This is a genomic window from Paraburkholderia sediminicola (assembly GCF_046027825.1).
In the GTDB taxonomy this organism is placed as follows: domain Bacteria; phylum Pseudomonadota; class Gammaproteobacteria; order Burkholderiales; family Burkholderiaceae; genus Paraburkholderia; species Paraburkholderia sediminicola_D.
Genome location: NZ_JAQQDU010000050.1, coordinates 38,120 through 61,766, shown reverse-complemented (window position 1 = coordinate 61,766; position 23,647 = coordinate 38,120). Strand labels below are relative to the sequence as shown.

Genomic DNA, 23,647 nt, shown 5'->3' with positions numbered 1-23,647 from the left:
TACGAGGATTCTCAACTCCATCTCCTTCCCGCATTAAGATTATCTATATTGCAAACACACGATCTGCTTCCAATCTCGCCGACACACTTCCGTACGCCATTTGAATCCAATCGACACGAAAGCTCATTGTTCAAGCCTCACCTCGCAGCGAGGCCGATGCTTCATCCTCGACACGCTGCCACCGTGTCGTGCGCAGCAACATCAGAACCGGTGCGAAACGCCCAGCACCGCAAGTGTCTGCGACGAATGCGGTGACGTCACCGAAATGCCCGACCAGCTCACCATGGCCTCGCCGTGGTTCTTCATGTAGCCCGCACGCGCGTAGAGCGTCGTACGCTTTGAGAGCAGGTGGTCATAGCCGAGTTCGACGCCAAACGTCTCATCGTCCACGCCATGGACGTTGCGCTGGAAGCCGGCAACCCGGATCACGTCGAGCGGACTGGCCTGAATCGTCGCGCCCACCTCCGTCTGGTTGGCCGCGGGCGCGGAGCCAAGCTGCGCGGCAAGCGAGTGCGCGGGCGGGTTTTCCGGACTCGAGTACGAGTAGTTCGCCTGCAGGTTCACGATGCCGATGCGGTATGCGAGCGCTGCCGTGTCGTGTTGCGTACCGACGAGCGTGAGTGGGCCGGGCAGGCCTGCCACCGTCTCGGTGCCTGGGCGCTCGGTCATGTAGGCAAGCCCGACGAAAAGGCCGTACCCGGAGTAGGTCGCTGAGATGTCGAGATATTGCCCGTCGTCTCCGGCACCGGCTGCGTGATCGTCGCTGAGAAGGCATACATCGCATTGAGCTGGAAGCCCGCGATCTTCGGCGACACGTAGAGGATCGAATTGCTCGCGCGGCCCACCGCGGGTTGCGTCGAAAGCGTGTTGCGGTCGACGGCGAGCACGACGGCCGCGAGCGGCGAAAGCAGTTCGTTCGCATTGAACGGGGCGCCTGGATAGATCGCGCGGAAGCTCGGCTCATACTGGCGCCCTAATGTGAGTGCGCCGTAGCCATCCCGCGTTAACCCCACCCAAGCCTGGCGATAGAATATCGCAGTCGAATCCGCAAAAGCGGAGCCGTTGTTGATGTTGTAGCCACTCTCCACGTCGAACTTCGCCTTCGTGCCTCCGCCCGGATCCTCGGTGCCCTGCAAGCCGAACATCGAGGCCGTCGAGCCACCGCTGTGCTCGGACACCGAGCTGGTGCCACCGTTGTTCAGGTACTGGACGAACGTGTCGGCTACGCCGCAGAGCGTGACGCTCGACTGTGCGGCTGCCACCCCGGCCCCCATCGCAAGTGCGGCGCCGACGGCGCCCTGACTCATCCACTTCAAACGCATGCATGTCTCCTTTTCTATTGTCGATGTCCACCCGAAGGCGGACCGATTTGCACTACGATCTTGCTGATGAATCTTGCATGGCGACTGGTCTCGCACCTTTTCCCGGCCCACTCACGACGCACCATTCCGTCAGGCCGCTCGTGATGACGCGACGCCGGGAGCGGGGCGAAGGCAGGCGTTTGAAGCTGACGCCGCCTCTCGCGGATAGCTATAACGTAGAGGTGACATAAAAATCTGTCGTAGTTCGAACGTATGAACTTTGTGCCCGACCTCCTGTGCTCCCAACGGACGAGGGGTTAACCCCGCTCGCTCGTCGCGCGATACTCATTCGCCTTGCTGCAAATAGGAAATATCCGACAAGAACTCAAGACAACGATGACAGGCTCCGCAAAACGCGCGTCTTAGACTGAATCGGGTCTTCCATTCAGGAAAGACGCCAAACAATCTATAACGGAGACATCGAATGAGTTCTGAAGCTTCGTCCGTGGCCGGCTCGCTCGACCACGAGAACCCTGGATACGTCAGGCACACGCGTCGACGCAGCCTGTATGTCCTTGGCGTACTGACCGTGGTCTACGTCGTCAGCTTCCTCGATCGCCAGATCCTCACCATCCTCGCGCCGTATATCAAGGCGGACCTGCACATCGGCGACGCGCAAATAGGCTTGCTCTACGGAACCTGCTTCGCGCTGTTCTATTCCGTGATGGGCCTGCCGCTCGCCCGCTTCGCGGATGGCTGGGACCGCGTGCGGACGTTGTCGCTTGGGCTTGCCGTCTGGTCATTCATGACAGGACTGTCCGGCCTCGCATCCGGCTTTGCGGGACTCGCACTCGCGCGCATCGGCGTGGGTGTCGGCGAAGCGAGCGCGACACCGAGCGCGTTCTCTCTCCTTCAGGATTATTTCTCGGAGAAACGGCGCGCAACCGCGATCGCCGTCTATTCGAGCGGCATCTTCATCGGCTCCGGACTTGCCGGCGCCGTGGCGGCACTCACCATCGGTTGGTGGCATGGGATTCAATCGACGCAAGCAGCGCCAGCGACGCTCTCCGCGTGGAAGGTTACTTTTCTCTCGCTCGTGCTTCCCGGCGTCGTGCTCGCACTCGTGCTGTTGTTCACAGTTCGGGAACCGAGGCGCGCACGCCCCAATGCTACCTCCGACATGGCGACCTTCTCGTCCGTGATGCGCGCAGTGGGAAGCGATATTTCCTCGATGACGCCCCCCTTCAGCGTCGCGGCATCATGGCGTAGCACGCGCTCGTTGAAAGGCGTCATGGAAAATCTGCTCGTGCTTGCGGCTTGCGTCCTCGCCGCCGCAACGCTCACCGCTTTCACCGACAGCCTCGCCACAGTTCACCGGCACCCCGGTTTTGGGCACATCGGCCCCGTGGCGGTAACGACCAATCTCATTCAGTGGGCCGCTCTGGCGTTCGGCGTTTATGCGGCGTATTGCTGGCTGCGCCGGCTCTCCGAACGCGACGCGCTCGCCAACACGCAGATTCTTCGCGCACCCGTCGTGCACGCGACGATACTCGCGGCAGCACTGCAAAACACGGTGAACTATGCTGTCGCCGGCTTTACCTTCCTCTATGGCGTGGGACACTTCGGACTCAGCTCGCGCGACGCGTTTGCGCTTGGCTTGATCATTGCGCTGTCGGGCTTTCTCGGCACCACGCTGGGCGGTGTCAGCGCGGACGCTCTGGCACGACGGAGCGCCGCGGGCCGACTGTGGCTCGCCATGGTGGCCGCGCTATGCAGTGGTGTCCTTTACGCATTCCAGCTATGCGCGCCGGACAAGACGATGTTTCTCGCGGCGTTCTTCGGCGCGCAGCTGACGGGCACGGTCTGGTTCGGCGCAGCGTCGGCGACGATTCAGGGGCTGGTCGCCCCACGCCTTCGCGGAACGGCGATAGCGGTCCAATGGCTCGTCATCAACCTGATCGGACTTGGGGTTGGGCCATACTGCGTCGGCCTTGTGGGTGATGTGACAGGCGACCTGCGAATTGGCATGCTTGGCGCGCTGGGACTCATTCCCGCGTCGCTCGTTTTCTACTTCAGAGCGGCACGTCTGCTTCCCGAGGCCGAACGCCGGTTTCACTCAGCCGCGCAGGTCGCGCGCGATCGCCTCGATTGATCCGCTACGCGCCGCCTGCTCGAGGTGCGGCGAGCACGATCGCACCTCGTCCCTAATGCCCGACAATCAGAAATACAGGCGACTCAACGTCTCGGCCACGCATACTGGTTTTTCTGCGCCCTGCAACGCCACCTCCACCGACCAGGTCAAGGTCGCGCTCTTCGCTGTTGCGGATTCATCGATTTTGACGTCGCGCAGCGTAGCGTTCAACCGAACCCGGGACTCGACCGGAACCGGCGCGGTGAAACGCACCCGGTTGAGGCCGTAATTGATGCCCATGCGAACGCCTTGCACTTTGATTGTCCGGGACATCAGCACCGGCAGGAGGGACAGCGTGAGGAACCCGTGAGCCACCGCAACCTTGAACGGCGACTCGCGGCGTGCGCGCTCAGGATCGGTGTGAATCCATTGAGTGTCGCCTGTGGCACGTGCGAACAGGTCGATATCCTCCTGCCTGACCTCGAGCCAGTCGTCGCTTTGCAGCGTTTCGCCGATCAGCGCTTCGAGTTCTAATAATGTCGATATTGTTTTCATGGCTTGTCTGCAGAGAGTAAGTGCCGATGCGCGTCACGCCTGAATGTCTGGTCAGCCACCGGCACACCGGGTCGTGCCTCGAATACGACGAATACGCTACCCTTCGTTCAAATTGATCGTCTGGAGCTGTCTTGTGATAATTTGCCCCGCCTGGAGCATGATCCGATCGATCAATTCCTTGACCGTTGGAATGTCGTGAATGAGACCTGCGACCATACCGCACGACCAGGCGCCGGCATCCAGGTCCCCGTCTTTCATGACTCGCGGGTACACACCACCGACCTCGTTTGCGATATCCGAGTAGCTAATACCCGCGCCAAGTTGCCGCTCCTTTTCTAGCAAACGCTCAACACCGCGATTGTTCAGCACACGCTCGGTATTGCGCAGCGGCCGCATCACAAGCCGTGTATCAAGCTCCGTCGCTGCAACAATGGCATCCTTCACGCGGTGATGGACCGGCGCCTCCTGTGTCGCCACAAAACGCGTGCCCATGTTGATGCCAGCAGCGCCCATTGCGAGCGCGGCGACTAGCGAACGCCCATCGGCCATGCCGCCCGAAGCAACGAATGGGATGGCGAGCCGGTCTGCTGCGCTCGGCAGCAGAATAAAGTTGGGCACGTCGTCCTCACCCGGATGACCACCGCATTCGAAGCCGTCCACACTGACCGCGTCGCAGCCGATGGCTTCCGCCTTCAGCGCGTGTCGAACCGAAGTGCATTTGTGGATCACCTTGACGCCCGCCTCGTGCAGTGCAGGCAACCACTTTTGCGGATTGTTCCCGGCCGTTTCCACGATCCTTACGCCGCCCTCAATGATCGCCCTCACGTAGCCCGGGTAGTCGGGCGGATTGCGGGCGGGCAAGAATGTCAGATTGACGCCGAATGGCTTATCAGTCATGCCGCGACAACGCCTGATTTCCGCGGCCAGTGCGTCGGGGCCTGGCTGCGTCAGAGCCGTGATGATTCCCAGCCCGCCAGCATTCGATACGGCAGAAGCCAGTTCTGCAAAGCCAACATAGTGCATTCCACCCTGGATGATCGGATGCTCGATTCCGAAGAGTTCGGTAAGTGCTGTCTTCATGTAAAGGTCCTCTCGATTAGTGACCGATGTCGGTCCGATTCAGAACTGATCCGCGGGAAGCGTCATCAAGCACGCTGCGCCCGTTTTCACTCGCCGACCCAGCGCAAACACAACGGGCAGCTCACGTTCGAACCAGTAGCGAGCCAGCGCGAGCTTGCGTTCGAGGAAAGCGGCGTCTTCTGTTTGAGGCTGGAGAGTCAGTGCGACATCGGCGATTCGCAGCCACATCCACGCGCAGGCCAGAATGCCCAGCATCGTCAGGAAATCGCTGGATGATCCACCTGCATCGTAAGGGTCGCGCGAGACGTCCCTGAACCAGCTCGCGCAATCCCTGAGTTCCCTGGTTGCGTCCTTCAGCGTGTCCGCGTGTGAACGAAGCGATTCCCAACGCCCCGCTTCCTGCGCCGTTGCGTCCACCAGATCGACAAAGTCGGCCAGAGATTGGCCGTCATTCGCCGGCAGTTTCCGAAGCACAAGATCCAGCGCCTGAACACCATTCGCGCCTTCATAGAGCTGAAAGATGCGGGCGTCGCGCACCAGTTGCTCGACACCATTCTCGCGGATGTAGCCATGCCCTCCCATAATTTGCATGGCATCGTTGGCCGACTCGAACGAGCGGTCGCTAAAAAAAGCCTTCACGACAGGTGTGAGCAGGCTGCCCATAGCACTCCGTCTCGCGCGCAATGCTTCTTCCGGTTCGTCCAGGAGTGTTCTGACGTATAGCGCAAGGGCGCGGGCACCTTCAATAAACGCGGCCTGCTTCAACAGGAGACGGCGCACGTCCGGGTGGACCACAATAGGATCGGCCGGACCGCCCGTACGATTCGCAGCCTTTGCGGCCCTGCCCGCCAGTCGTTCGCGCGCGTAGCTCGCGGCATGGCCATACGCTCGATTAGCCGACGAGAGAGCCTGCAACCCCGTGCCTAGACGCGCCAAGTTCATCATGTCGAACATGCCGCTCATGCCAGCCGAGGACTTCCGTTTGGCCCCGGCCCGCTGGTTGGACTCGTGCAGCGGGTACGCTTGAGCGCTCTCGAAGGACAGCGTGCAGGTGGCGCTCCCCTTGAGCCCCATCTTGTGCTCAATACCGGTCACGGTAACGCCGTTCGCTTCGCCCAAAGCCCCCGTCGTGGTATCCACTGTCAGCTTGGGGACGAGAAACAGCCTGACCGTGGACAGATCGTCGAGAACGCGCCCCGCCTCATCAGGCACCTTCGCCAGCACCAGGTGAATGACGTTCCCGGTCAGGTCCTGGTCGCCGCCCGAGATGAAGATCTTGGTCCCGCTCAAGCGCCAGCTACCGTCGGACTGCGGTACCGCGCGAGTCTTCATCAGACGCAGGTCCGTGCCGCAATGCGGCTCGGTCAGGCACATTGTGCCGGCCCAACGCCCTTCCACCATCCGCGGCACGATATGCTTGAGCATCCAGTCGTCGCCGGTACGGCAGATCGTTGCGTGCGCTCCGTTTGTCAGCCCCGTGTAAAGTCCCAGCGAGTTGCAGGCCGACGCGGAGAATTCGCGCACAGCCTGTCCGATCGAGTCGGGTAACCCCGCGCCGCCATATTCCGCGGGGGCTGACACGCTGTTCCAGCCCGCTTCGCACTGTGCTGCATAGCCGGCCTGAAAGCCTGCCGGCGTCTGGACTGAGCCGTTTTCGAACCGGCAACCCAGTTCGTCACCTGGACCGTCTATGGGGGACCACACTTCTTCGAAAAAGCGCGCCGCCTGCTCCAGAACCTGGCGCGTATCGTCACGAGACAGATCGGCCAGCGCATGCGGCGCGCCCGGTCCAATCACGTCATGCAGCAGAAAAAGATAGTCCGCAACGGGAGCTTTGTAGATGATAGACACAGTGCTTCTCTTTCCTGGTTAGTGCGGTTGACCATCGTCGCCGTCGCGCGCGCATGCGCAGCGCGAGGCGCGACATGGTTTCGTCAGGTCCGGTTACCGATTGGTGAAACGTCAAGCTTTAGTACGCCGAATTGCATGAGGGATCGTGAAACTACGCAGTGCTTCGAGCAGTTCCGCATCCGCCCTTGCGGGATCGCTCACGTTGATCTCCACGAAGAAGCCGTTGCTGCCCCTGTCAGAGGCTCGGACCGAGACATTCGCGCTCAAGCCAGGCTTGTCGAGCGCCGCCTGAAACATCCGCTCGATTGCGTCGAGACGCAGCACGTTCTTCTGAATCTTCCCCACCGACGTCTTGGGCATTTCCCGTAGCACGAAACAATGCTTCGGGACGGCCGCGCGCTCAGGAACGTGCCCGGCGGCATACTGCAGGATCTCCTCCGCCGTCGCCACGGCGCCCGGTTTGATCACGACGTAGGCGACGGGCACCTCCCCAGCATGCGCGTCGGGCGCGCCGATGACTGCCGCGTCCTGGATCGCCGGGTAGCCGAAAAGGACCTCCTCGATCATTTTCGGATCGATGTTGTGTCCGCCACGGATAATCAGATCCTTGGATCGGCCCGTGATCCACAACCAACGGTCCTCATCGAGGTAGCCGAGGTCACCGGTGTCCAGCCAGTCACCATCCACCCACCGCGCGCTCTGGTTGTCACCGAAGTAGCCCGGAAATACCGACGGCCCGCGCACGATGACGAGGCCGGATTCGCCCGGTGCACAATCCGTAGCACGTCCCTCCGCGTCGAATCGCACGATGCGTACGTGCTGGTACGGCAACCTCAGTCCCGAGCTGCCAACCTTTATGTTGTTGACAGGCGGTGTGATGCAGGTGACCGCGGTCGTCTCGGTCATGCCCCAGCTCTCACGGATGGGCAGGCCGGTCATTTGATAGAAAGCCTGCGCCACCGTTGTCGACAGCGGCGCCGTCGACGACGCCACGTAGGTAAGCGAAGCGATGTCCGCGCCGCTTACGGGAATCGAGAGCACCTGGTTTACCAGCGTCGGAACGAAGGTCAGCATGGTGGCACCAAAGGCCTCAACGATTTTCCATATGTTGGGGAGTACGGAAGGGTGCCTGAAACCCGTCGACGTCATCAGAACCACAGTCGAGCCGTTCGCAAGCGGCCCATAGCAGCCCACGACGGCACCGGCCACGTGGAAAATCGGCACCCCGACGAGGCGCACTTCATCGGAGCCGAAAGTCGTTAAGCACTTCGATGCCCAGATCCAGAACACCTGATTGCGGTGCAGATGGCGCGCCAGCTTCGGTGCACCGGTCGTCCCCCCGGTATGAAAGAGCGATGCAGTATCGTCCGGCGAAAACGCCCGCCCCGAAAGCAGCCTGTCATCAGGGAAACGCGCGATCGCATCGGCGAAATCGATCACAGGGATCTCCGCAATCGACGCGGGTCCTGATCCGTTGCCGCCCACGCGGATCAGGGCAACGAGCGACGGCACGCCACGCGCGACCACCTCGGCCTTGGCCCAGATTTCTGAATGTTCCTCGTCTGCGAAAGCGACCAGCACCTTCGTGCCGGCGGAGCGGAACATAGGGATCAGGATATCGGGCTCCAGCATCCAGTTGGCCGGATTGACGATGCCCGCGGCCTGCGCGCCCCAGAGGACAAATTGCGACTCGGGAACGGCTGGCAGAAGCACCGATACGACGTCGTCCTTGCCGACGCCCAGCTCGGCGAGCAGATTCGCGGTCTGGTGAATCTTTGCCCGTAGCTGCGCGAACGTGACCTGCTCGACGGTTTCCAGAGGCCGCGCACCGTCCCTGAAAAACTGGATCGCGACCTTGTCCGGGTCGATGCGACAACCGTCCGTCAGCATGTCGTAGGTCGAGGCCGGCAGATTTCGCGCCTCCAGGGGCACACGCTCGAAGCGCGCGACGTCCGCCTCGGTCAGCAACAGCTCTTGGGGGTAGTAATCCGGCAAGCCAGATGATGCGGAAGCCATTCTTGTCGTCTCCTGTTCTTGTGTTTAGTCAGGAAGCCAATGCCCACGCGCAGCGCAGCGCTGCCTCACGCCTCGCGAGCGCACACAGCCAGCATGGCCAGTTTGTCTCTGGAAGCGCGGGGCAGCAAAGGTCAGTGACCCTGGAATCGGGCCTCGCGCCGCTCGACGAAAGACTGAATGCCTTCCTTGAAGTCCTCCGAGGCGAACACCTGCTCGCGCACTTGCGGAATGATGTCGATAGCAGCCTTTTCACCGTGCTCGATAAAGGTCAGCGCCGCGGCTTTGGTCGCGCGCAGACCGATCGGCGCCACCTTGCAGATCAGGCGTGCGATTTCCATGGCGCGTTCGCGGTGCTCGCCGTACGGATGAACTTCCTGGACGAAGCCGCAGCGATAGGCCTCCTGCGCAGAAAATTCGTCGCACAGGAACAGGTGGTACATCGCATTGCCCCAACCCGTGCGGGTCAAAAAGCGGTAATGCGCGCCACCGAGAGGCGCGATGCCACGCTTCGATTCCATCTGGCAGAAGAGGGCGGTGTCCGCTGCAATGACGATGTCCGACGCAAGCATCTGTTCAATGCCGATGGTGTAGGTAATGCCATGCACCACCGAGATCAAGGGCTTCCGGCAGCGCCTCTTCAAGCCGAACGGGTCGACCTGGTCATCAGGAATCGGCTTCGCCGTGGCGGCCGGACCGAAGAACTTCGGCATGTCCAGACCTGCCGTGGTGTGCTCCCCCGCCGGATCGAGCACAGCCACCCACAGGTTGTCGTCGTTGTCGAACTCGGTCAGCCGTTGGGAGAGTTGATGCATCAAGTCGGGCGTGATTGCGTTCTTCTTGGCGCGGTTGTCCAGAGAGATGACCGCGATGTGCCCCTCAACGTTCATGCGCACTTCTGGTGTGTTTGCGGCGTTGCTCATGGTGTACTCCTCCGATTCGGAAATAGGTTCTTTTAGGTGTTCAGACAGCCGTGACGCCACCGTCGACGGCAAGGATTTGACCGGTGATGTGTTTGCCGGCATCGCTCGCGAACAACAAGGCTGCGCCTTTGAGATCGTCGTCGTCGCCAATGCGTTGCAAGGGGGCGCGCTCCGAGAGCGTTTCTACACCAAGCTTTTCGAGCGTCCCTCGGGTCATTTTTGAAGGGAAAAACCCCGGCGCCAGCGCGTTGACGGTAATGCCGTACGGTCCCCATTCACCCGCGAGAGCACGCGTGAAGTTCACAACCGCGCCCTTGCTGGTGTTGTAGGCGATGGTCGGCTGAGACTTGGGACCGTTACCCTTGAGTCCCGCGATGGAGGCAAGATTGATCACGCGCCCATGGCGGTGGGGAACCATCGACAACTTTCCGATCTTCTGCGTGAGCAGGAAAATCGAGCGCACGTTCAGGTTCATCACCTTGTCCCAGGCGGCCAGCGGATGATCCAGCGTTGTCGCGCCCCACGTGGCGCCCGCGTTGTTGACCAGGATGTCGACCCTGCCCAGGCGTTGCAGCGCTTCGTTGGCGAGGCGCTCAACGTCCTCCTCCGAGCCGCTGTCCGCGGCGATCCAGCTTGCATCCACGCCTAACGACGCGAGGCGCTCCTGGGCCGCCTGAAGCGAATCAGCCTTGCGCGCGGAGATCACCACCCGCGCGCCCTGGGTGCCCAACGCCTCGGCGATCTGCAGGCCGAGGCCACTTGAGCCGCCCGTCACGAGGGCCGTGCGCCCCTTCAGATCGAAGAGTTTTGCAACAGCAGTCATGCCCATCTCCTTGTCTAGAGAACTTCAAAAACGCCGGCGGCTCCTTGCCCCCCGCCGATACACATGGTCACCACGACATACCTAACCCCTCGGCGCTTCCCCTCGATGAGCGCGTGGCCCGTCAGTCGCGCGCCACTGACGCCATAGGGGTGGCCGACGGCAATTGCGCCACCATTGACGTTGAGCCGCTCATCCGGGATACCGAGCTTGTCGCGGCAATACAGCACCTGGCACGCAAACGCCTCGTTCAGTTCCCACAGACCGACGTCTTCCAGCTTGACGCCCGCGCGCTCAAGCAACCGGGGAATGGCAAACACCGGACCCACACCCATCTCGTCCGGCTCGCAGCCGGCGATGGCGAATCCACGAAAGAGGCCAAGCGGCTGGATGCCCCGTTGCTCGGCGAGCTTTGCGTTCATCACCACGCAAGCGGATGCGCCGTCCGAAAACTGGCTCGCGTTGCCGGCTGTCACGACCCCACCCGGCAGCGCCGGCCGGATACGCGCTACTGCCTCAAGTGTCGTGTCGGCGCGGATGCCTTCGTCCTGAGCGATCGTCACCTCGCGGGTGACGACGCGCCCCGCGGCGTCGACCACCCCCATCGTCGTGGTCATGGGAACGATTTCGTCGTTGAATTTCCCCGCGACCTGCGCGGCTGCGGCACGTTGCTGGCTGCGCACTCCATAGGCATCCTGATCTTCCTTGCTGATGCCATACCGGCTCGCCACCTGTTCCGCGGTCTGCAGCATGCTCCAGTAGAGTTCGGGTTTGTGCTCGACGAGCCACGGGTCGCGCCGCATGTGCGTGTTTGCCTGGTTCTGCACACAGGAAATTGATTCGACGCCACCGGCCACAATCGCCGGCGCGCCCTCCAGAATGACGCGCTGCGCGGCCATCGCAATCGACTGAAGGCCCGAGGAACAGAACCGGTTGACGCTCACGCCTGCCGTCGTCACCGGCAGGCCGGCACGCAAGGCGATGGCACGGGCGATGTTGCCGCCGGTGGTGCCCTCGCCGAACGTCCCGCCCATGATGCAATCCTCGATCTCCTCAGGATCGAGTCCCGAGCGGTCCACGGCATGCTTGACCGCATGCGCGCCGAGCGTCGCGCCATGGGTCATGTTGAAAGCGCCCTTCCAGCTCTTGCCTAGAGCCGTGCGGGCGGTCGATACGATGACAGCCTCGTTCATGATGTTTTTCCGTAAGGGTGAGTGGATAGTCAGGAATTGAAGGCGCCGCCCTCGTCAGCCAGTCGATCGATCAAGGCGGCCGGCTTCCAGCTCGCGTCGTCGTTGGAGAGCTCGCGCAAGGCACGGCGAACGTTATAGACGCCGACCGTGTCGGCGTAGAACATCGGGCCGCCACGCCAGGCCGGGAAACCATAGCCATGAAGGTAGACGGCGTCGATATCGGACGCGCGCGCTGCGATGCCTTCCTCGAGGATCGTCGCGCCTTCGTTCACCAGCGCATACATCAGCCGTTCGACGATTTCGTCATCGGTGAAACGCTTCGGCCTCACGCCTTTCTCATGCCACCACGCTTCGAGCATGCCGCGCGTGCGGGCGGATGGAAGCGCATTGCGTTGGCCAGCAACGTAGTCATACCAGCCCGCGCCCGTCTTCTGACCGAAATGTCCTGCCTCGCAAAGCCTGTCGGCCAGTTCGAAACGCGGCATCGACGGATCTTCCGCATAACGGCGTTTGCGAATGGCCCATCCAATGTCATTGCCGGCGAGGTCGGCCATCCGAAAGGGGCCCATTGCGAGGCCAAACTTTTCTACCGCCCGGTCGACCTGTTCGGGCAAGGCGCCCTGCTCCAGCAATTCGCCGGCACGGCGCGCGTATCGGGCAATCATGCGATTACCGATGAAACCGTCACACACGCCCGACACCACGGCCACCTTTCCGATGCGGCGGGCGAGCCGCATGGCCGTTTGCAGCACGTCCGGCGCGGTTGCCGCACCGCGCACGACTTCGAGCAATCGCATCACGTTTGCTGGGCTAAAGAAGTGCAGCCCGATCACGTCCTGCGGGCGCCGCGTCTGCGCCGCGATACGGTCGACGTCCAGCGTCGAGGTATTGGTAGCGAGAATCGCGCCCGCGCGGGCCACTTCGTCCAGCGCACGGAACGTGCGGAGCTTGACCTCCATGTCCTCGTACACGGCCTCGATCACCAGGTCGCAATCGCCGATCTTTTCCAGCGCTACACCCGGGTGGAGCAATGCCATGCGCGCTTCGAGGTCCGTAACAGCGAGCTTTCCCTTCTTCACGCTAGCCTCGTAGTTCTGACGAACGGCGGCGGCGCCCTTTTGCACCGCCGCCTCCGAGACGTCCAGTAAAACGACCGGGATCCCCGCGTTGAGGAAGTTCATGGCGATGCCGCTGCCCATCAGTCCCGCTCCAACGACGGCCACCTTGCCGATCGGGCGCTCAGCGGTCGATTCCGGTACGTCCACCAGCTTGGCCGCAGCACGCTCGGAAAAGAACGCGTGACGCAGCGACCTGGAAACCGGCCCGTTCATCAACTCGAGGAAGAAGCGCCGCTCGAGCGCGAGACCTTCGTCGAATGGCAGCTTGACGCTTGCTTCGATGGCATCGAGGCAACGCATCGGCGCTGGCAGGTTCTTGTACTTTGCCGCGATTGCCGCGCGCGCCAATGCCAGATAGCCTTCCGGATTCGGGTGTTGTACCGCCATGTCGCGCACTCTCGGGTGGCGGCCGGAACGCTGGGCGACTTCCCTCGCGAACGCAAGCGCGGCGGTGAGCACGTCGCCTTGCACGATGCGATCGAACAGGCCGGTATCCGCCAGCGCTTGCGAAGCGACCGACTTGCCGTGCACGATCATGTTCGTCGCCGCCTCCAGACCGATCAGACGAGGCAGGCGCTGCGTGCCGCCGGCGCCGGGCAGCAGGCCCATCGTGACCTCCGACAGTGCAATGCGCGCCTCGGGCACCGCCACCCGGTAGTGACAGGCCAGCGCCAGTTCCAGGCCACCGCCCATCGCCACCGAATGAACCGCGGCCACCACGGGCTTGGGGCTGTTCTCGAGCGCGGCAAGAACCGTGTTCAGTCCGGGTTCGCGTCCGGTCATCGGCGAGTTGAATTCACGCATATCCGCGCCGCCGGAAAATGCCTTGCCAGCACCCGTCAGCACGATGGCCTTTACGTTGCCATCAGTGAGCGCACGTTCGACGCCATCGATAATCCCGACGCGGACACCGTAGCCCAGGCCGTTGACAGGTGGATTGGCGATCGTGATGACTGCAACGTCGTCGATGAGTGTGTATTCGGTGTTCATGGAACGTCCTTTTCTGATTGGAGCCGCAGTTCTTGCTCAGACACGGGTTGCTGCCGCGTCGGGCGCTCGCTGAAGAAATTGCTGGAAAATCTCCTGCGCCTCTCGTGAGCGGCGCAGCGTGTCAAAGACCGTCCCCTCCCTCTCGATGCGCGCCTTGATCAATGCCTCGGTCGACTCGCGAATCAGCCCGCGTGTGGCAAGGAGTGCCTGGCGCGGCTTGATGGCGAACCGCTTCGCAATAGAGAGGGCTTCTTCCTCAACCAGGCCCAGTGGCACGATCCGGTTGACGAGTCCCGCCTGATGCGCTTCCGCAGCGGGAATCGTGGCGCCGAGCAAGAGCCATTCGGCCGCCTTGTTTCGTCCTACCACGTGCTGAAGCAGCAAGGTGGACGCGAACTCAGGGCATAGCCCGAGGTCGACAAACGGAAAACGGATCCGTGCATCGTCGGACGCGACGACGTAGTCACAATGAAGGAGGACAGTGGCGCCGATGCCGACGGCGTGCCCGCGCACGCACGCCACCACGGGCTTGCGCAGCGAGGTCATGGCCTGAAGGAAGGGTACTGCTGGAGACTCGCGTTGTTCGGCCACCGGTCCGCTTACGAACATCCCGATGTCGTTACCACTCGTGAAATTGCCGCCTTCTCCCTTGAGGAGCACGGCTTGAACATCATCGCGACTCTCCGCCTCGGAGATCGCCGCGGCCAGCGCCCCGTACATCTGCGCCGTGAGAGCATTCTTCTTCGCTGGCCGGTTGAGCATCACGACCAGCACGCTGTCGTCCAGACGCACGAGTACATCTTCGTTCATCACTCTCTCCTTCAGTACGCCTGATTGCGTTATTTCCTGAGAAGAGAGTGTGGACGGAGAATTCGGTCCTGACTGTCAGAACTGGCTCTGAGATTTGTCAGCGTTTTCTGAAGCTGCCGGCAGCGGCGACAACTTCAGACAGTGAGTCAGTCGATCAATCGATGTTCGACTGCATAGCGGGCCAGCTCGGTGTTGCTCGAGACGCCGATCTTCCTGAGAATGCGTGCGCGATAGGTGCTCACGGTCTTCACGCTCAAAAACATCTGGCGACCAATCTCGGTCAGCCGGGTGCCGTGCACAATCAGCAGCATGATCTCGTATTCACGAGAAGACAATTGCTGATGCAACGCGGTTTGAGACGGCCGTCCGACGCCATCGAGCAGACAGTTCGCGACAGCAGGTGTCACGTAGCGCCCGCCTTTGGCGACACTTCGGATCGAGTCGACCAGCGCCATCGCATCCATATCCTTGGTGACGTACCCGGACGCGCCAGCCTGGAATGCGCGCAAGGCGTATTGCTCCGCGGGATACATGCTTAGCACGATTACCGGCATTGCCGGCCATTCGGCACGAAGCGACGGCAGCATGTCCAGCCCGCTACGTCCCGACATGTTCACGTCGAGCAGCGCGACATCGATCTGCTGCTCGCGAAGGCGCCCCAGCGCCCCGGACGCGTCGCTCGCTTCCGCGACGACATCGAACCCGTTCTGCTCAGCCAGCAAGCGCTTGAGTCCTTCGCGAAAAATCGTGTGATCATCAACCAGCAAAAGACGAATCAAAGCCTGCCCTCCTCCGAAGTACTGCCGTGTCGCACTGGAACGCAGAGCTTCACACACGCGCCCGACCTGGGTCCCGTTCCGAGCAGCAATTTTCCTTCAAGCTCCCGCGCCCGCTCTTTCATGCCGAGCAGGCCGAGATGCCCCTCCAATCCAACGGCGTCAGACTCGAATCCGAGACCGTTGTCCGCGATCGCCAACTCCACCCGGTCCGCATCCCAGGCCAGACTTACGTTCACTTCAGTGGCTTTGGCATGCCTCGCGATATTGGTCATGGCCTCCTGAAAAATGCGGTAGATGCCGATCTCGGTGTTTCTATTGATCCTGTATGCGAGACCCGTGGTCTGAAATCTCACTGCGATGCCATAGCGCCGTTCGAACCGGATCAGATCCAGCGAAAGCGTGTCGCAAAGCCCAAGGTGATCCAGCGCCCCCGGCCGAAGCCCTTCGGAAATCGCCCGTACCGCTTCAATGGTCTCCTGGGTGAGCTGAAGTGCCTGCGCCGCCGTCACGGCCGACGCAGCGAGCGCCGGCGGCCCCGCGCTTGCCGGCTCTGACCCGGGTGTGAAAGACCGGTTCACCGTCTCGATGCCGTTCGACAACCTCGACAGGTCGAACTTGAGCGCCGTTAGCATGCCGCCAATCACATCGTGCAGTTCACGCGCCACGCGATTACGCTCGTTTTCCCTGACGTCGTTGGCGCTCGTCACCAGTTCCTGTAATCGCTTGCTGGCCTCGACCAGCTCCATACGCTGGCGTTCCCGCTCCGTGATGTCGATGCCCACGCCGACGATAGCCGGACGACCGTGGAAGATCACACGCGTGCCGTGAATCTCGAAGCAACCCGGCCGCCTGGATAGCGTGCGCCGGATCACGAACCGCTCCGAAGGTCCACCCTTGATCTTGCGCGCATACTCGGACATCAGCGCCGCCAGTTGCTCGGGATTGGCAACGTCGCTCAGTTTCGCACCGAGGAGCTGCTCCCGCTTGAGGCCGCACATGTGCGCAAAGGTCTCGTTGACGTAGCGGAATCGCCCGTCCTGCAGGATGTAGATGCCGGCTATGGATTGCTCGACGATGCCCTTGAAGGGCACCTCGTAGTCGTCCAGGTCGATATTTAGATCAGTCATGGATTCGGCATGCATCCCATCTGAATGATAGTTGTCATCCAGAAGAATGATGTTCATAATTCACAATGTCAAGAGATCAAACCCGGATACCACCATGGGGCATTCACAAGCGGACAAGGCACGCAGCAGAGAACGGATCCTGGAGGAAGCGGCCGAGCAGATCAGGGATCAGGGGCTCGAGTCGGTCAGCGTCGGAAAGCTGATGAGCAGCGCCAACCTGACTCACGGCGGCTTCTATGGCCACTTCGCCTCACGTTCGGACCTGCTGCTTCACGCTTTGGAACATGCGCTGAACGATGGCAAGGCAGCATTCGAAGCCAGGAACGGCAAAGGCCCTTATGACTACAGCGCCACGATCCGAAGTTATCTGAGCCGCAAGCATCGGGAAGCCCGACGGTCGGGATGCGCGATCGCCGCGCTTGCCGGCGACGTCGCGCGAGCCGACGAGCAGGCGCGTGAAGCCATGTCGGGCCACATCGAACAGTTCGTCAGCAAACTCGCCGCCGCCATGGATGGCGACGAAGACAAGGCCCTGTTCGCCGCGAGTGCGCTAATCGGTGCGCTGGTGGTGTCGAGAGTGATGGTAGACGAGAAGCGATCCGATGCAGTGCTCGCAATGGCAAAGCGGGAACTGCTGGCACTCAAGGAAGATAGCTGACCCCGAACGCTGCCGGGGTCCTGGCAACAGAGGGCGATTGCGAACAAGGTCAAGCGCCGGTCACGCCGGGCAAGCCTGCCAGGCTTATTTTTCAAGCGGCCGGCGGGCAGTCTCGCCCGTCGCACGATACTCAATCGCTTTTCCCGCGCTGCGGCCACCGGAACGCAGGCGGCTCCTTACGCACGAAGCGCGCCGCGGCCTCCCTCACATAAGGCGACGTGAGCGCGATAGCCTGCGCCGCGGCCTCGGCATCCAGCAGCGCGCCGAGGTCACGTTCGAACGTCTGCGCGAGCAGCCGCTTCGTCATGGCGAAGCCGTCCGGCGACTGGGCGGCCATCGCGCGCGCAAACTCGTACGCGCGTGCGTGAAGCGCATCGGCGGACACCACCTCAAGTACAAGTCCGAGTTCCTGCGCCTCGCACGCGGACAATTCACGCGCCGAATAAATGAGCTCCCGCGCGCGCTGCACGCCAATCATGCGCGGCAACGTGTGAAGCGCTCCGAAGTCGGGCACGAGACCAATCCGCGCGAAGGCAAGGCAGAAGCGTGCCCGGTCGCTCGCGACAACGAAGTCGGCCATGAGCGCAAGACTGAAACCCGCCCCGAACGCAACGCCGTCCACTGCCGCGATCACGGGCCGCTCGAAGCTTGCAAGTGCCGTGCACGGCCGCTGGCTCGCGGCCATCCGCTGACGAACCGCGGCGGCATCCGACGGCCCCTGCATGGAGGACACGTCGCCGCCCGAGCAAAAGTCGCCGCCTTCGCCGGTCAGCACGAGGGCGCGCACGGATGCGTCGCGGCGTAGCGTTTCGATCGAGCCGGTGAGTGCTTCGAGCATCTCGGGACTCAACGCGTTCTTGCGCCCCGGCCCCGCGAGTGTCAACGTGGCGACGCCATTTTCGATGGTAGTGTTGATCATTTTATGTACCAATCCGCTGGAAAATAGCGCAGGAGATGTCCCGCGCCAGGCTGTGCGCGGCGAGACGCGAAGCTCAGTCCTGCATTGCCTCGCAGTAACGCGCGAGGTGGTGGTCGCTGTCGCCGAGCAGCGGGTCGAACATCGTCAGGCGCTTGAAGTAGTCGCCCACTTCGAGCTCGTCAGTGATGCCCATGCCACCATGCAGTTGCACCGCCTGCTGGCCAACAAAGCGCCCCGCCTTCGCGACCGTCACCTTCGCGGCCGCGAGCATGCGGCGACGCTGCTGGGCGTCGGGTTCGTCGAGTGCCTGTGCCGCGACATAGGCCATCGAAAGCGCCAGCTCCTTTTGCACGAGCATGTCCGCCACGCGGTGCTGCAACGCCTGGAACGTGGCAAGGGGTACGCCAAACTGGTGGCGCGTGCGCAGGTACTCCGCGGTGATTTCGATCAGTCGCTCCATTGCACCCACCGCTTCTGCGCATAGAGCGGCAATGCCATGGTCGATGCCATAGGTGAGCGCCACGAGGCCGTCGACCGCTTCGCCGACCAGCGCGTGCGCACCGAGCTCGACCTCCCGCAACATCACGTCCGCTGCGCGCAGGCCGTCCATCGTCGGATAACCCGTCACGACAACACCACGCGTCTCGCGCGGCACGACAAAGAGGGCGGGCGCACCGGTGCCAGCCATCCGCACGCTCACAATGAACGCATCGGCCGCCTCGCCATGCCAGACGAGCACCTTCGCGCCATCGAGCACGTAGCCGCCCCCCGTGTGCAACACGCGCGTCTGCACCGCGTCCAACCGGTAACGCGACGACGATTCGGCGTAGGCCGGCACGACGACCTTCTCGCCCGAAACGATGGCACGCAGCCAGCGGTCCTTCTGCGCCGCGCTCCCGTGCCTGACGAGGATCGCCGCAGCCATCACGCCGCACGGCGTCACCGGTTCGAGTACCAGCGCACGGCCCAACTCGTGCTGCACAATCAGGCGACTCGCCGCGCCCTCGCTAAAGCCGCCGTACTCCTGCGGCACCGTGAGGCCGAGCACACCCAGTGCCGCAAACTGCAACCAAACCGCACGGTCGAAGCTCCCGCCTTCCCGTGCACGCCGGCGGCGCGCTGCGAATGTGTATTCGCTCTCCATAAAACGGCGCAAGCTGTCGGCGAGCATGCGTTGCTCTTCGCTATAGCTAAAGTCCATCTGAGTTTCCTAAAAGCCAATGATCGTCCTGGCGATGATGTTCTTCTGCACCTCGGTCGCGCCCCCGTAGATCGACGTTTTGCGCATGTCGAAGTACGTGGATGTGGCTGGCGCCGCCCATCGCGGGCCGCTCACCGGCTGCCGCGCGCCCGGCTCGAGCCATTGAGACGAATACGGCCAGCCGTGTGGCCCCGCAACTTCCTGCTGCAACATCGCGATGTCCTGCTGCAACTCCGAGCCGCGGATCTTCACGATCGACGCCTCCGCACCGGGTCCGCGACTCCCGCTTCCGGTCGCGACACGCAGAAGCAGCATTTCCAGCGCCATCAGATCCATCTCGAGGCGCGCAATCTTGTCGCGCATGCGCGGATCATCGATCATCCGGCCACCCGCTCCGTCATGGGTCGCCGACGCATAGTGTTTCAACTGCATGAGCTCGCGGTAACAGAAGCCGATGCCAGCAATGCCCGTACGTTCGTGGCCGAGCAGGTACTTCGCGTAGGTCCAGCCGTGGTTCTCCTTGCCAACCAGGTTTTCCACCGGCACCTCGACATTGTCGAACCAGGTTTCGTTTACGTCGCGGCCGCCGTCGAGCGAGACAATTGGCCGAACCGTGACACCTGGCGACTTCATGTCGATCAGCAGCATCGAGATGCCTTCCTGGGATTTTGCCTCGGCGTCGGTGCGCACGAGGCAGAAGATCCAGTCGGCGAAGTGCGCCATCGTGGTCCACGTTTTCTGGCCGTTCACGACATAGCGGTCGCCATTGCGCACGGCGCGCGTCCTGAGCGAAGCGAGGTCGGAGCCCGAGCCGGGCTCCGAGTACCCTTGGCACCAGAAGTCGTCAATGTTCGGGATGCGCGGCAGAAAGCGCGCCTGCGTCTCGGGACTCGCGTACTTCATGAGCACGGGGCCGATCATCGTCAGACCGAACGGCAACAGACGCGGCGCGCCCGCACGCACAGTCTCGATCTCGAAGATCAGGCGTTGCAGCGCGTTCCACCCGGTGCCCCCGTGCTCCTTTGGCCAGGTCGGCGCACCCCAGCCGTACGCATTCAGGATGCGATGCCAGCGCACGTAGTCGTCCTTCTCGAGACGCTGGTGCGAAAGCACCTTCTCCCTGATCTCGATGGGCAACTTGTCCCGCACGAACGCGCGCACTTCTTCCCGGAACGCCTGATCCTCGGCGGTATAGCGCAATTCCATCTCGTGATCCTCTCAATGCAGCGTTAGAGCGTACGGGCGATCAGTTCCTTCATGATCTCGTTGGAGCCACCAAAGATCTTGCTCACGCGTGAATTCACGTAGAGGCGCGCAATCGGATACTCCATCATGTAGCCGTAGCCGCCATGCAGTTGCAGGCACTCGTCGATGATTTCGCAGCTGCGCTGCGTGCACCACCACTTCGCCATGGCGGCCGTTTCCGGATCGAGTTCGCCGCGTAACACCCGCTCCATGCAGCTGTCGACGAAGACACGTGCGATCGTCGCGTTCGTCTTGCACTCGGCGAGCCTGAAGCGTGTGTTCTGCAGATCCAGCAGACTCGCGCCGAATACCTTGCGCTCACGTACATAGTCCGTCGTCACTTCGAGCGCCCGCTCCATCGAGCCCAGTGCACCGATCGCGATCAGCATGCGCTCCTGCGGCAGCTGCTGCATCAGCTGATAGAAGCCCTTGCCCTCTTCCTCGCCGAGCAGGTTCGCGCACGGCACGCGTACCGCATCGAAGAAGAGTTCGGCCGTATCCTGACCCTTCTGGCCGATCTTCTCCAGCACGCGACCGCGGCGAAAGCCCGGCAGATCCTGCGCCTCGACCACGACGATCGACACGCCCTTCGCGCCCAGCTCCGGCGCGGTCTTGACCACCACGCAAATCAGGTCCGCGAGCAATCCGTTCGAGATGAACGTCTTCGACCCGTCGATCAGATAGTGGTCGCCGTCCTTCACCGCGCGCGTCTTGATGTTCTTGAGGTCGGATCCCGCCCCGGGCTCGGACATCGCGATGGCCCCCACGAACTCGCCGCTCGCCATCTTCGGCAGCCATTTACGCTTCTGTTCCTCGGAACCGTAACGCAGGATGTAGTGCGCGACGATCCCACTGTGTACGTTCGTGCCGAGGCTCGATACCATCGCACGCGACTGCTCAAGCGCGATGACAGCCTCGTGCGCGAACGTGCCGCCGCCACCGCCATATTCCTCGGGAATACTCGCGCAGAGCATGCCGAACTCGCCGGCCTTGTGCCACACCTCGCGATCGACGTGCTGCTGCTTCGACCAGCGTTCTTCGTGCGGCACGAGCTCGCGCTCCATGAACTTGCGGATCGAATCCTGAAACAGCACGAGATCGTCCGTGATCCACGGACGGCGATTGTCAGCCATGTTTGCTCCCTTCAAAAAACACCCGCGCGACGCCGTGCCTCACGGACGGCCGCCGCCGACCACCAGCACCTGCCCCGTCACGTAGTTGGATTCGGGAATGCACATCAGGTACACCGCACCCGCCGCCTCGACCGGCGTGCCGGCCCGGCCGATCGGAATCATGGCCTCGATGTTCTTCATCAGTTGCGGATTCACCCCGACCTTGATCTCCTTGCCCGCGATGTCGATGGTCGCCGCGTTGCCCTCGCCCGCCACCGCGTCGGTCAGGCGCGTCTTGACGAGGCCGAACGCCACGCTGTTGACGTTCACCTTGTAGCGGCCCCACTCCTTCGCCAGCGCCTTCGTCAGCCCGTTGACCGCCGCCTTCGCGGCCGAATAGTTCGCCTGGCCCGGGTTGCCCATCACCCCCGACACCGACGAAATATTCACGACTTTGCGGAACACTTCCTGGCCGGCCTGGGCCTCGGCCTTCGCCGATTCGCGGAAGTAGTCGGCAGCGGCACGCAGGATGCGAAACGGTGCGCTCACGTGCACGTCCATGATCGAATCCCACTGCTCGTCGGTCATCTTCTGGATCACGTTGTCCCAGGTGTAGCCCGCGTTGTTCACGATGATGTCCAGACGCCCGAACGCCTCGAGCGCCGCGCCTACGAAGCGCGTGCCGAAGTCCGCGTCGGTCACGCTCCCCGCGCAGACCACCGCTTCGCCACCCGCCGCAACGATCTCCTCGACCACGGCCTGCGCCGGCCCCGCGTCCAGATCGTTGACCACGACCGCCGCACCTTCGCTCGCGAGCTTCAGTGCGATCTCACGGCCGATGCCGCGGCCCGAACCCGACACGATGGCGACCTTGCCGTTCAGCTTGCTCATGTTGAATCTTCTCCTTGTCTCTTGTGATGTCAGGCGCCGAGCGCAATCAGCGCTTCGCCCGACAGTTTGATTTCGCCTTTCTGGTCACGCGTCGTGAGCGCGAGCTTCACCGTGTGCGCAGCCTCGTCCTTCTCCGTCACGACACCGCTGCACGTGACGGCATCGCCCACATGGGTGATCGCCGCGAAGCGCACCGAGAAATCGCGGATCGCCTGCTGCGGCACCCAGTTCGTCAGCAGCCTGCCGAGATAGGCCATCGACAGCATGCCGTGCGCGAATACGTCGGGCATACCGGCGCGGCGCGCGAAATCCAGGTCGACGTGAATCGGGTTGTGGTCGCCTGACGCACCGGCATAGAGCGCGAGCGTGAGGCGCGACAGCGGCGCGACGTCGAACGGCGGCAGCACAGTTCCGACCGCCAGTTCGTCGATATGAATCGATTGCATGATTGTTCCTGCTCCTGGTTGCCCGGCATTCAGCCGTTGCGTACGACGATCACACTGCGCAGGTCCGCCACCAGATCGTCGTCGCGCGCTCCTGTCACGCGGGTCTTTCGCACTACGAACTCCAGCGCGCCGCCTTTTTTCTCGTAGATGTCCGCAATGCTCGTCTCGAACGTGAGACGCTCACCCGCGAACGTCATGCGGTGGTAACTGAACTGCTGTTCGCCGTGCAGGATGCGGCCGATGTCGATGTTCAGCCGCTCCACCGCCGCACGCGGATTCGGCGACTCCATTTCGAGGCAGAACAGAAAAGTAGGCGGCACCGGCAACGACAGATAGCCGGCCTTGCGTGCCGCCTCCTCGTCCACGTAGCGCATGTCGGTCTGTCCGGTCGCCTTCGCGAAGAAGCGCAGGCGGCCGGCTTCGACCGTCACCGTGTGGCGCGAGATCAGCGCGCCGATATGACGCTTGTCGATCATGGCGTGTC

General features: G+C 62.5%; 20 protein-coding genes and 1 pseudogene. 2 read left to right on the top strand and 19 right to left on the bottom strand.

What is annotated here, in order from left to right; genetic code table 11:
• Positions 1-201: 201 nt before the first annotated feature.
• Positions 202-1,274, bottom strand: a pseudogene (locus PQQ96_RS25190) (porin).
• Positions 1,275-1,785: 511 nt separating this feature from the next.
• Here PQQ96_RS25190 and PQQ96_RS25185 point away from each other — a divergent pair.
• Complete coding sequence (locus PQQ96_RS25185; protein ID WP_408297713.1) at positions 1,786-3,453, top strand: MFS transporter; 1,668 nt, start codon at positions 1,786-1,788, stop codon at positions 3,451-3,453.
• 66 nt (positions 3,454-3,519) lie between these two features.
• Here the strand turns inward: PQQ96_RS25185 and PQQ96_RS25180 are convergent, their stop codons facing one another.
• From PQQ96_RS25180 to PQQ96_RS25130, 11 genes are all read right to left on the bottom strand, one after another.
• The gene (locus PQQ96_RS25180; protein ID WP_408297711.1) at positions 3,520-3,987 is read right to left on the bottom strand and encodes a MaoC family dehydratase; all 468 of its coding nucleotides are present in this window, start codon (positions 3,985-3,987) and stop codon (positions 3,520-3,522) included.
• 96 nt (positions 3,988-4,083) lie between these two features.
• Complete coding sequence (locus PQQ96_RS25175) at positions 4,084-5,067, bottom strand: NAD(P)H-dependent flavin oxidoreductase (protein ID WP_408297710.1); 984 nt, start codon at positions 5,065-5,067, stop codon at positions 4,084-4,086.
• Positions 5,068-5,106: 39 nt separating this feature from the next.
• Positions 5,107-6,918, bottom strand: a complete 1,812-nt coding sequence (locus tag PQQ96_RS25170; protein WP_408297708.1) for an acyl-CoA dehydrogenase C-terminal domain-containing protein — start codon at positions 6,916-6,918, stop codon at positions 5,107-5,109.
• A gap of 111 nt (positions 6,919-7,029) precedes the next feature.
• On the bottom strand, positions 7,030-8,934 hold the full coding sequence (locus PQQ96_RS25165) for an acyl-CoA synthetase (protein WP_408297706.1): 1,905 nt from the start codon (positions 8,932-8,934) through the stop codon (positions 7,030-7,032).
• A 131-nt stretch (positions 8,935-9,065) separates the two neighbouring features.
• Entirely contained in the window at positions 9,066-9,926 is an 861-nt protein-coding gene (locus tag PQQ96_RS25160) for a crotonase/enoyl-CoA hydratase family protein (protein WP_408297704.1), read from the bottom strand.
• A complete protein-coding gene (locus PQQ96_RS25155) occupies positions 9,895-10,677 on the bottom strand; it encodes an SDR family oxidoreductase (protein ID WP_408297702.1) in 783 nt (260 codons plus the stop codon). Before PQQ96_RS25155 ends, PQQ96_RS25160 begins: the two co-directional genes overlap by 32 nt.
• Before the next feature lie 14 nt (positions 10,678-10,691).
• Positions 10,692-11,867: an acetyl-CoA C-acyltransferase gene (locus PQQ96_RS25150; RefSeq protein WP_408297700.1), complete on the bottom strand. Its 1,176-nt coding sequence runs from the start codon at positions 11,865-11,867 to the stop codon at positions 10,692-10,694.
• Positions 11,868-11,896: 29 nt separating this feature from the next.
• Positions 11,897-13,975 carry a 3-hydroxyacyl-CoA dehydrogenase NAD-binding domain-containing protein gene (locus PQQ96_RS25145; RefSeq protein ID WP_408297698.1) on the bottom strand — a complete coding sequence of 693 codons (2,079 nt, stop codon included), beginning with the start codon at positions 13,973-13,975 and terminating at the stop codon, positions 11,897-11,899.
• A 36-nt stretch (positions 13,976-14,011) separates the two neighbouring features.
• Positions 14,012-14,785: an enoyl-CoA hydratase-related protein gene (locus PQQ96_RS25140; RefSeq protein WP_408297717.1), complete on the bottom strand. Its 774-nt coding sequence runs from the start codon at positions 14,783-14,785 to the stop codon at positions 14,012-14,014.
• Between the two features lie 146 nt (positions 14,786-14,931).
• Positions 14,932-15,564, bottom strand: coding sequence for a response regulator (locus PQQ96_RS25135; protein WP_408297696.1), 633 nt, complete (start codon positions 15,562-15,564; stop codon positions 14,932-14,934).
• Positions 15,561-16,748, bottom strand: a complete 1,188-nt coding sequence (locus PQQ96_RS25130; RefSeq protein ID WP_408297694.1) for a PAS domain-containing sensor histidine kinase — start codon at positions 16,746-16,748, stop codon at positions 15,561-15,563. Before PQQ96_RS25130 ends, PQQ96_RS25135 begins: the two co-directional genes overlap by 4 nt.
• Positions 16,749-16,785: 37 nt before the next feature.
• Here PQQ96_RS25130 and PQQ96_RS25125 point away from each other — a divergent pair, with 37 nt between their 5' ends.
• Positions 16,786-17,349: a TetR/AcrR family transcriptional regulator gene (locus PQQ96_RS25125; protein WP_408297692.1), complete on the top strand. Its 564-nt coding sequence runs from the start codon at positions 16,786-16,788 to the stop codon at positions 17,347-17,349.
• 130 nt (positions 17,350-17,479) lie between these two features.
• Here the strand turns inward: PQQ96_RS25125 and PQQ96_RS25120 are convergent, their stop codons facing one another.
• The 7 genes from PQQ96_RS25120 to PQQ96_RS25090 all read right to left on the bottom strand — a co-directional run bounded on the left by PQQ96_RS25120 (position 17,480) and on the right by PQQ96_RS25090 (position 23,639).
• The gene (locus PQQ96_RS25120; protein WP_408297690.1) at positions 17,480-18,268 is read right to left on the bottom strand and encodes an enoyl-CoA hydratase/isomerase family protein; all 789 of its coding nucleotides are present in this window, start codon (positions 18,266-18,268) and stop codon (positions 17,480-17,482) included.
• Between the two features lie 73 nt (positions 18,269-18,341).
• Positions 18,342-19,469 (bottom strand): acyl-CoA dehydrogenase family protein, encoded by a 1,128-nt coding sequence (locus PQQ96_RS25115; RefSeq protein ID WP_408297688.1) that lies wholly within the window; start codon positions 19,467-19,469, stop codon positions 18,342-18,344.
• 9 nt (positions 19,470-19,478) lie between these two features.
• Positions 19,479-20,675: an acyl-CoA dehydrogenase family protein gene (locus PQQ96_RS25110; RefSeq protein ID WP_408297687.1), complete on the bottom strand. Its 1,197-nt coding sequence runs from the start codon at positions 20,673-20,675 to the stop codon at positions 19,479-19,481.
• Positions 20,676-20,698: 23 nt separating this feature from the next.
• Complete coding sequence (locus PQQ96_RS25105) at positions 20,699-21,847, bottom strand: acyl-CoA dehydrogenase family protein (protein WP_408297685.1); 1,149 nt, start codon at positions 21,845-21,847, stop codon at positions 20,699-20,701.
• A gap of 39 nt (positions 21,848-21,886) precedes the next feature.
• The gene (locus PQQ96_RS25100; RefSeq protein WP_408297683.1) at positions 21,887-22,717 is read right to left on the bottom strand and encodes an SDR family NAD(P)-dependent oxidoreductase; all 831 of its coding nucleotides are present in this window, start codon (positions 22,715-22,717) and stop codon (positions 21,887-21,889) included.
• A 29-nt stretch (positions 22,718-22,746) separates the two neighbouring features.
• Entirely contained in the window at positions 22,747-23,163 is a 417-nt protein-coding gene (locus PQQ96_RS25095) for a MaoC family dehydratase (protein WP_408297681.1), read from the bottom strand.
• A 29-nt stretch (positions 23,164-23,192) separates the two neighbouring features.
• Positions 23,193-23,639 (bottom strand): MaoC family dehydratase N-terminal domain-containing protein, encoded by a 447-nt coding sequence (locus PQQ96_RS25090; RefSeq protein WP_408297679.1) that lies wholly within the window; start codon positions 23,637-23,639, stop codon positions 23,193-23,195.
• Between the last annotated feature and the right edge of the window lie 8 nt (positions 23,640-23,647).

Excerpts from the sequence above, each read along its gene's own strand:
- PQQ96_RS25185 (WP_408297713.1), top strand. The coding sequence starts at position 1,786 with ATGAGTTCTGAAGCTTCGTCCGTGGCCGGCTCGCTCGACCACGAGAAC.
- PQQ96_RS25180 (WP_408297711.1), bottom strand. The coding sequence starts at position 3,987 with ATGAAAACAATATCGACATTATTAGAACTCGAAGCGCTGATCGGCGAA.
- PQQ96_RS25175 (WP_408297710.1), bottom strand. The coding sequence starts at position 5,067 with ATGAAGACAGCACTTACCGAACTCTTCGGAATCGAGCATCCGATCATC.
- PQQ96_RS25165 (WP_408297706.1), bottom strand. The coding sequence starts at position 8,934 with ATGGCTTCCGCATCATCTGGCTTGCCGGATTACTACCCCCAAGAGCTG.
- PQQ96_RS25155 (WP_408297702.1), bottom strand. The coding sequence starts at position 10,677 with ATGACTGCTGTTGCAAAACTCTTCGATCTGAAGGGGCGCACGGCCCTC.
- PQQ96_RS25150 (WP_408297700.1), bottom strand. The coding sequence starts at position 11,867 with ATGAACGAGGCTGTCATCGTATCGACCGCCCGCACGGCTCTAGGCAAG.
- PQQ96_RS25145 (WP_408297698.1), bottom strand. The coding sequence starts at position 13,975 with ATGAACACCGAATACACACTCATCGACGACGTTGCAGTCATCACGATC.
- PQQ96_RS25140 (WP_408297717.1), bottom strand. The coding sequence starts at position 14,785 with ATGAACGAAGATGTACTCGTGCGTCTGGACGACAGCGTGCTGGTCGTG.
- PQQ96_RS25130 (WP_408297694.1), bottom strand. The coding sequence starts at position 16,748 with ATGAACATCATTCTTCTGGATGACAACTATCATTCAGATGGGATGCAT.
- PQQ96_RS25125 (WP_408297692.1), top strand. The coding sequence starts at position 16,786 with ATGGGGCATTCACAAGCGGACAAGGCACGCAGCAGAGAACGGATCCTG.
- PQQ96_RS25120 (WP_408297690.1), bottom strand. The coding sequence starts at position 18,268 with ATGATCAACACTACCATCGAAAATGGCGTCGCCACGTTGACACTCGCG.
- PQQ96_RS25115 (WP_408297688.1), bottom strand. The coding sequence starts at position 19,469 with ATGGACTTTAGCTATAGCGAAGAGCAACGCATGCTCGCCGACAGCTTG.
- PQQ96_RS25110 (WP_408297687.1), bottom strand. The coding sequence starts at position 20,675 with ATGGAATTGCGCTATACCGCCGAGGATCAGGCGTTCCGGGAAGAAGTG.
- PQQ96_RS25105 (WP_408297685.1), bottom strand. The coding sequence starts at position 21,847 with ATGGCTGACAATCGCCGTCCGTGGATCACGGACGATCTCGTGCTGTTT.
- PQQ96_RS25100 (WP_408297683.1), bottom strand. The coding sequence starts at position 22,717 with ATGAGCAAGCTGAACGGCAAGGTCGCCATCGTGTCGGGTTCGGGCCGC.
- PQQ96_RS25095 (WP_408297681.1), bottom strand. The coding sequence starts at position 23,163 with ATGCAATCGATTCATATCGACGAACTGGCGGTCGGAACTGTGCTGCCG.
- PQQ96_RS25090 (WP_408297679.1), bottom strand. The coding sequence starts at position 23,639 with ATGATCGACAAGCGTCATATCGGCGCGCTGATCTCGCGCCACACGGTG.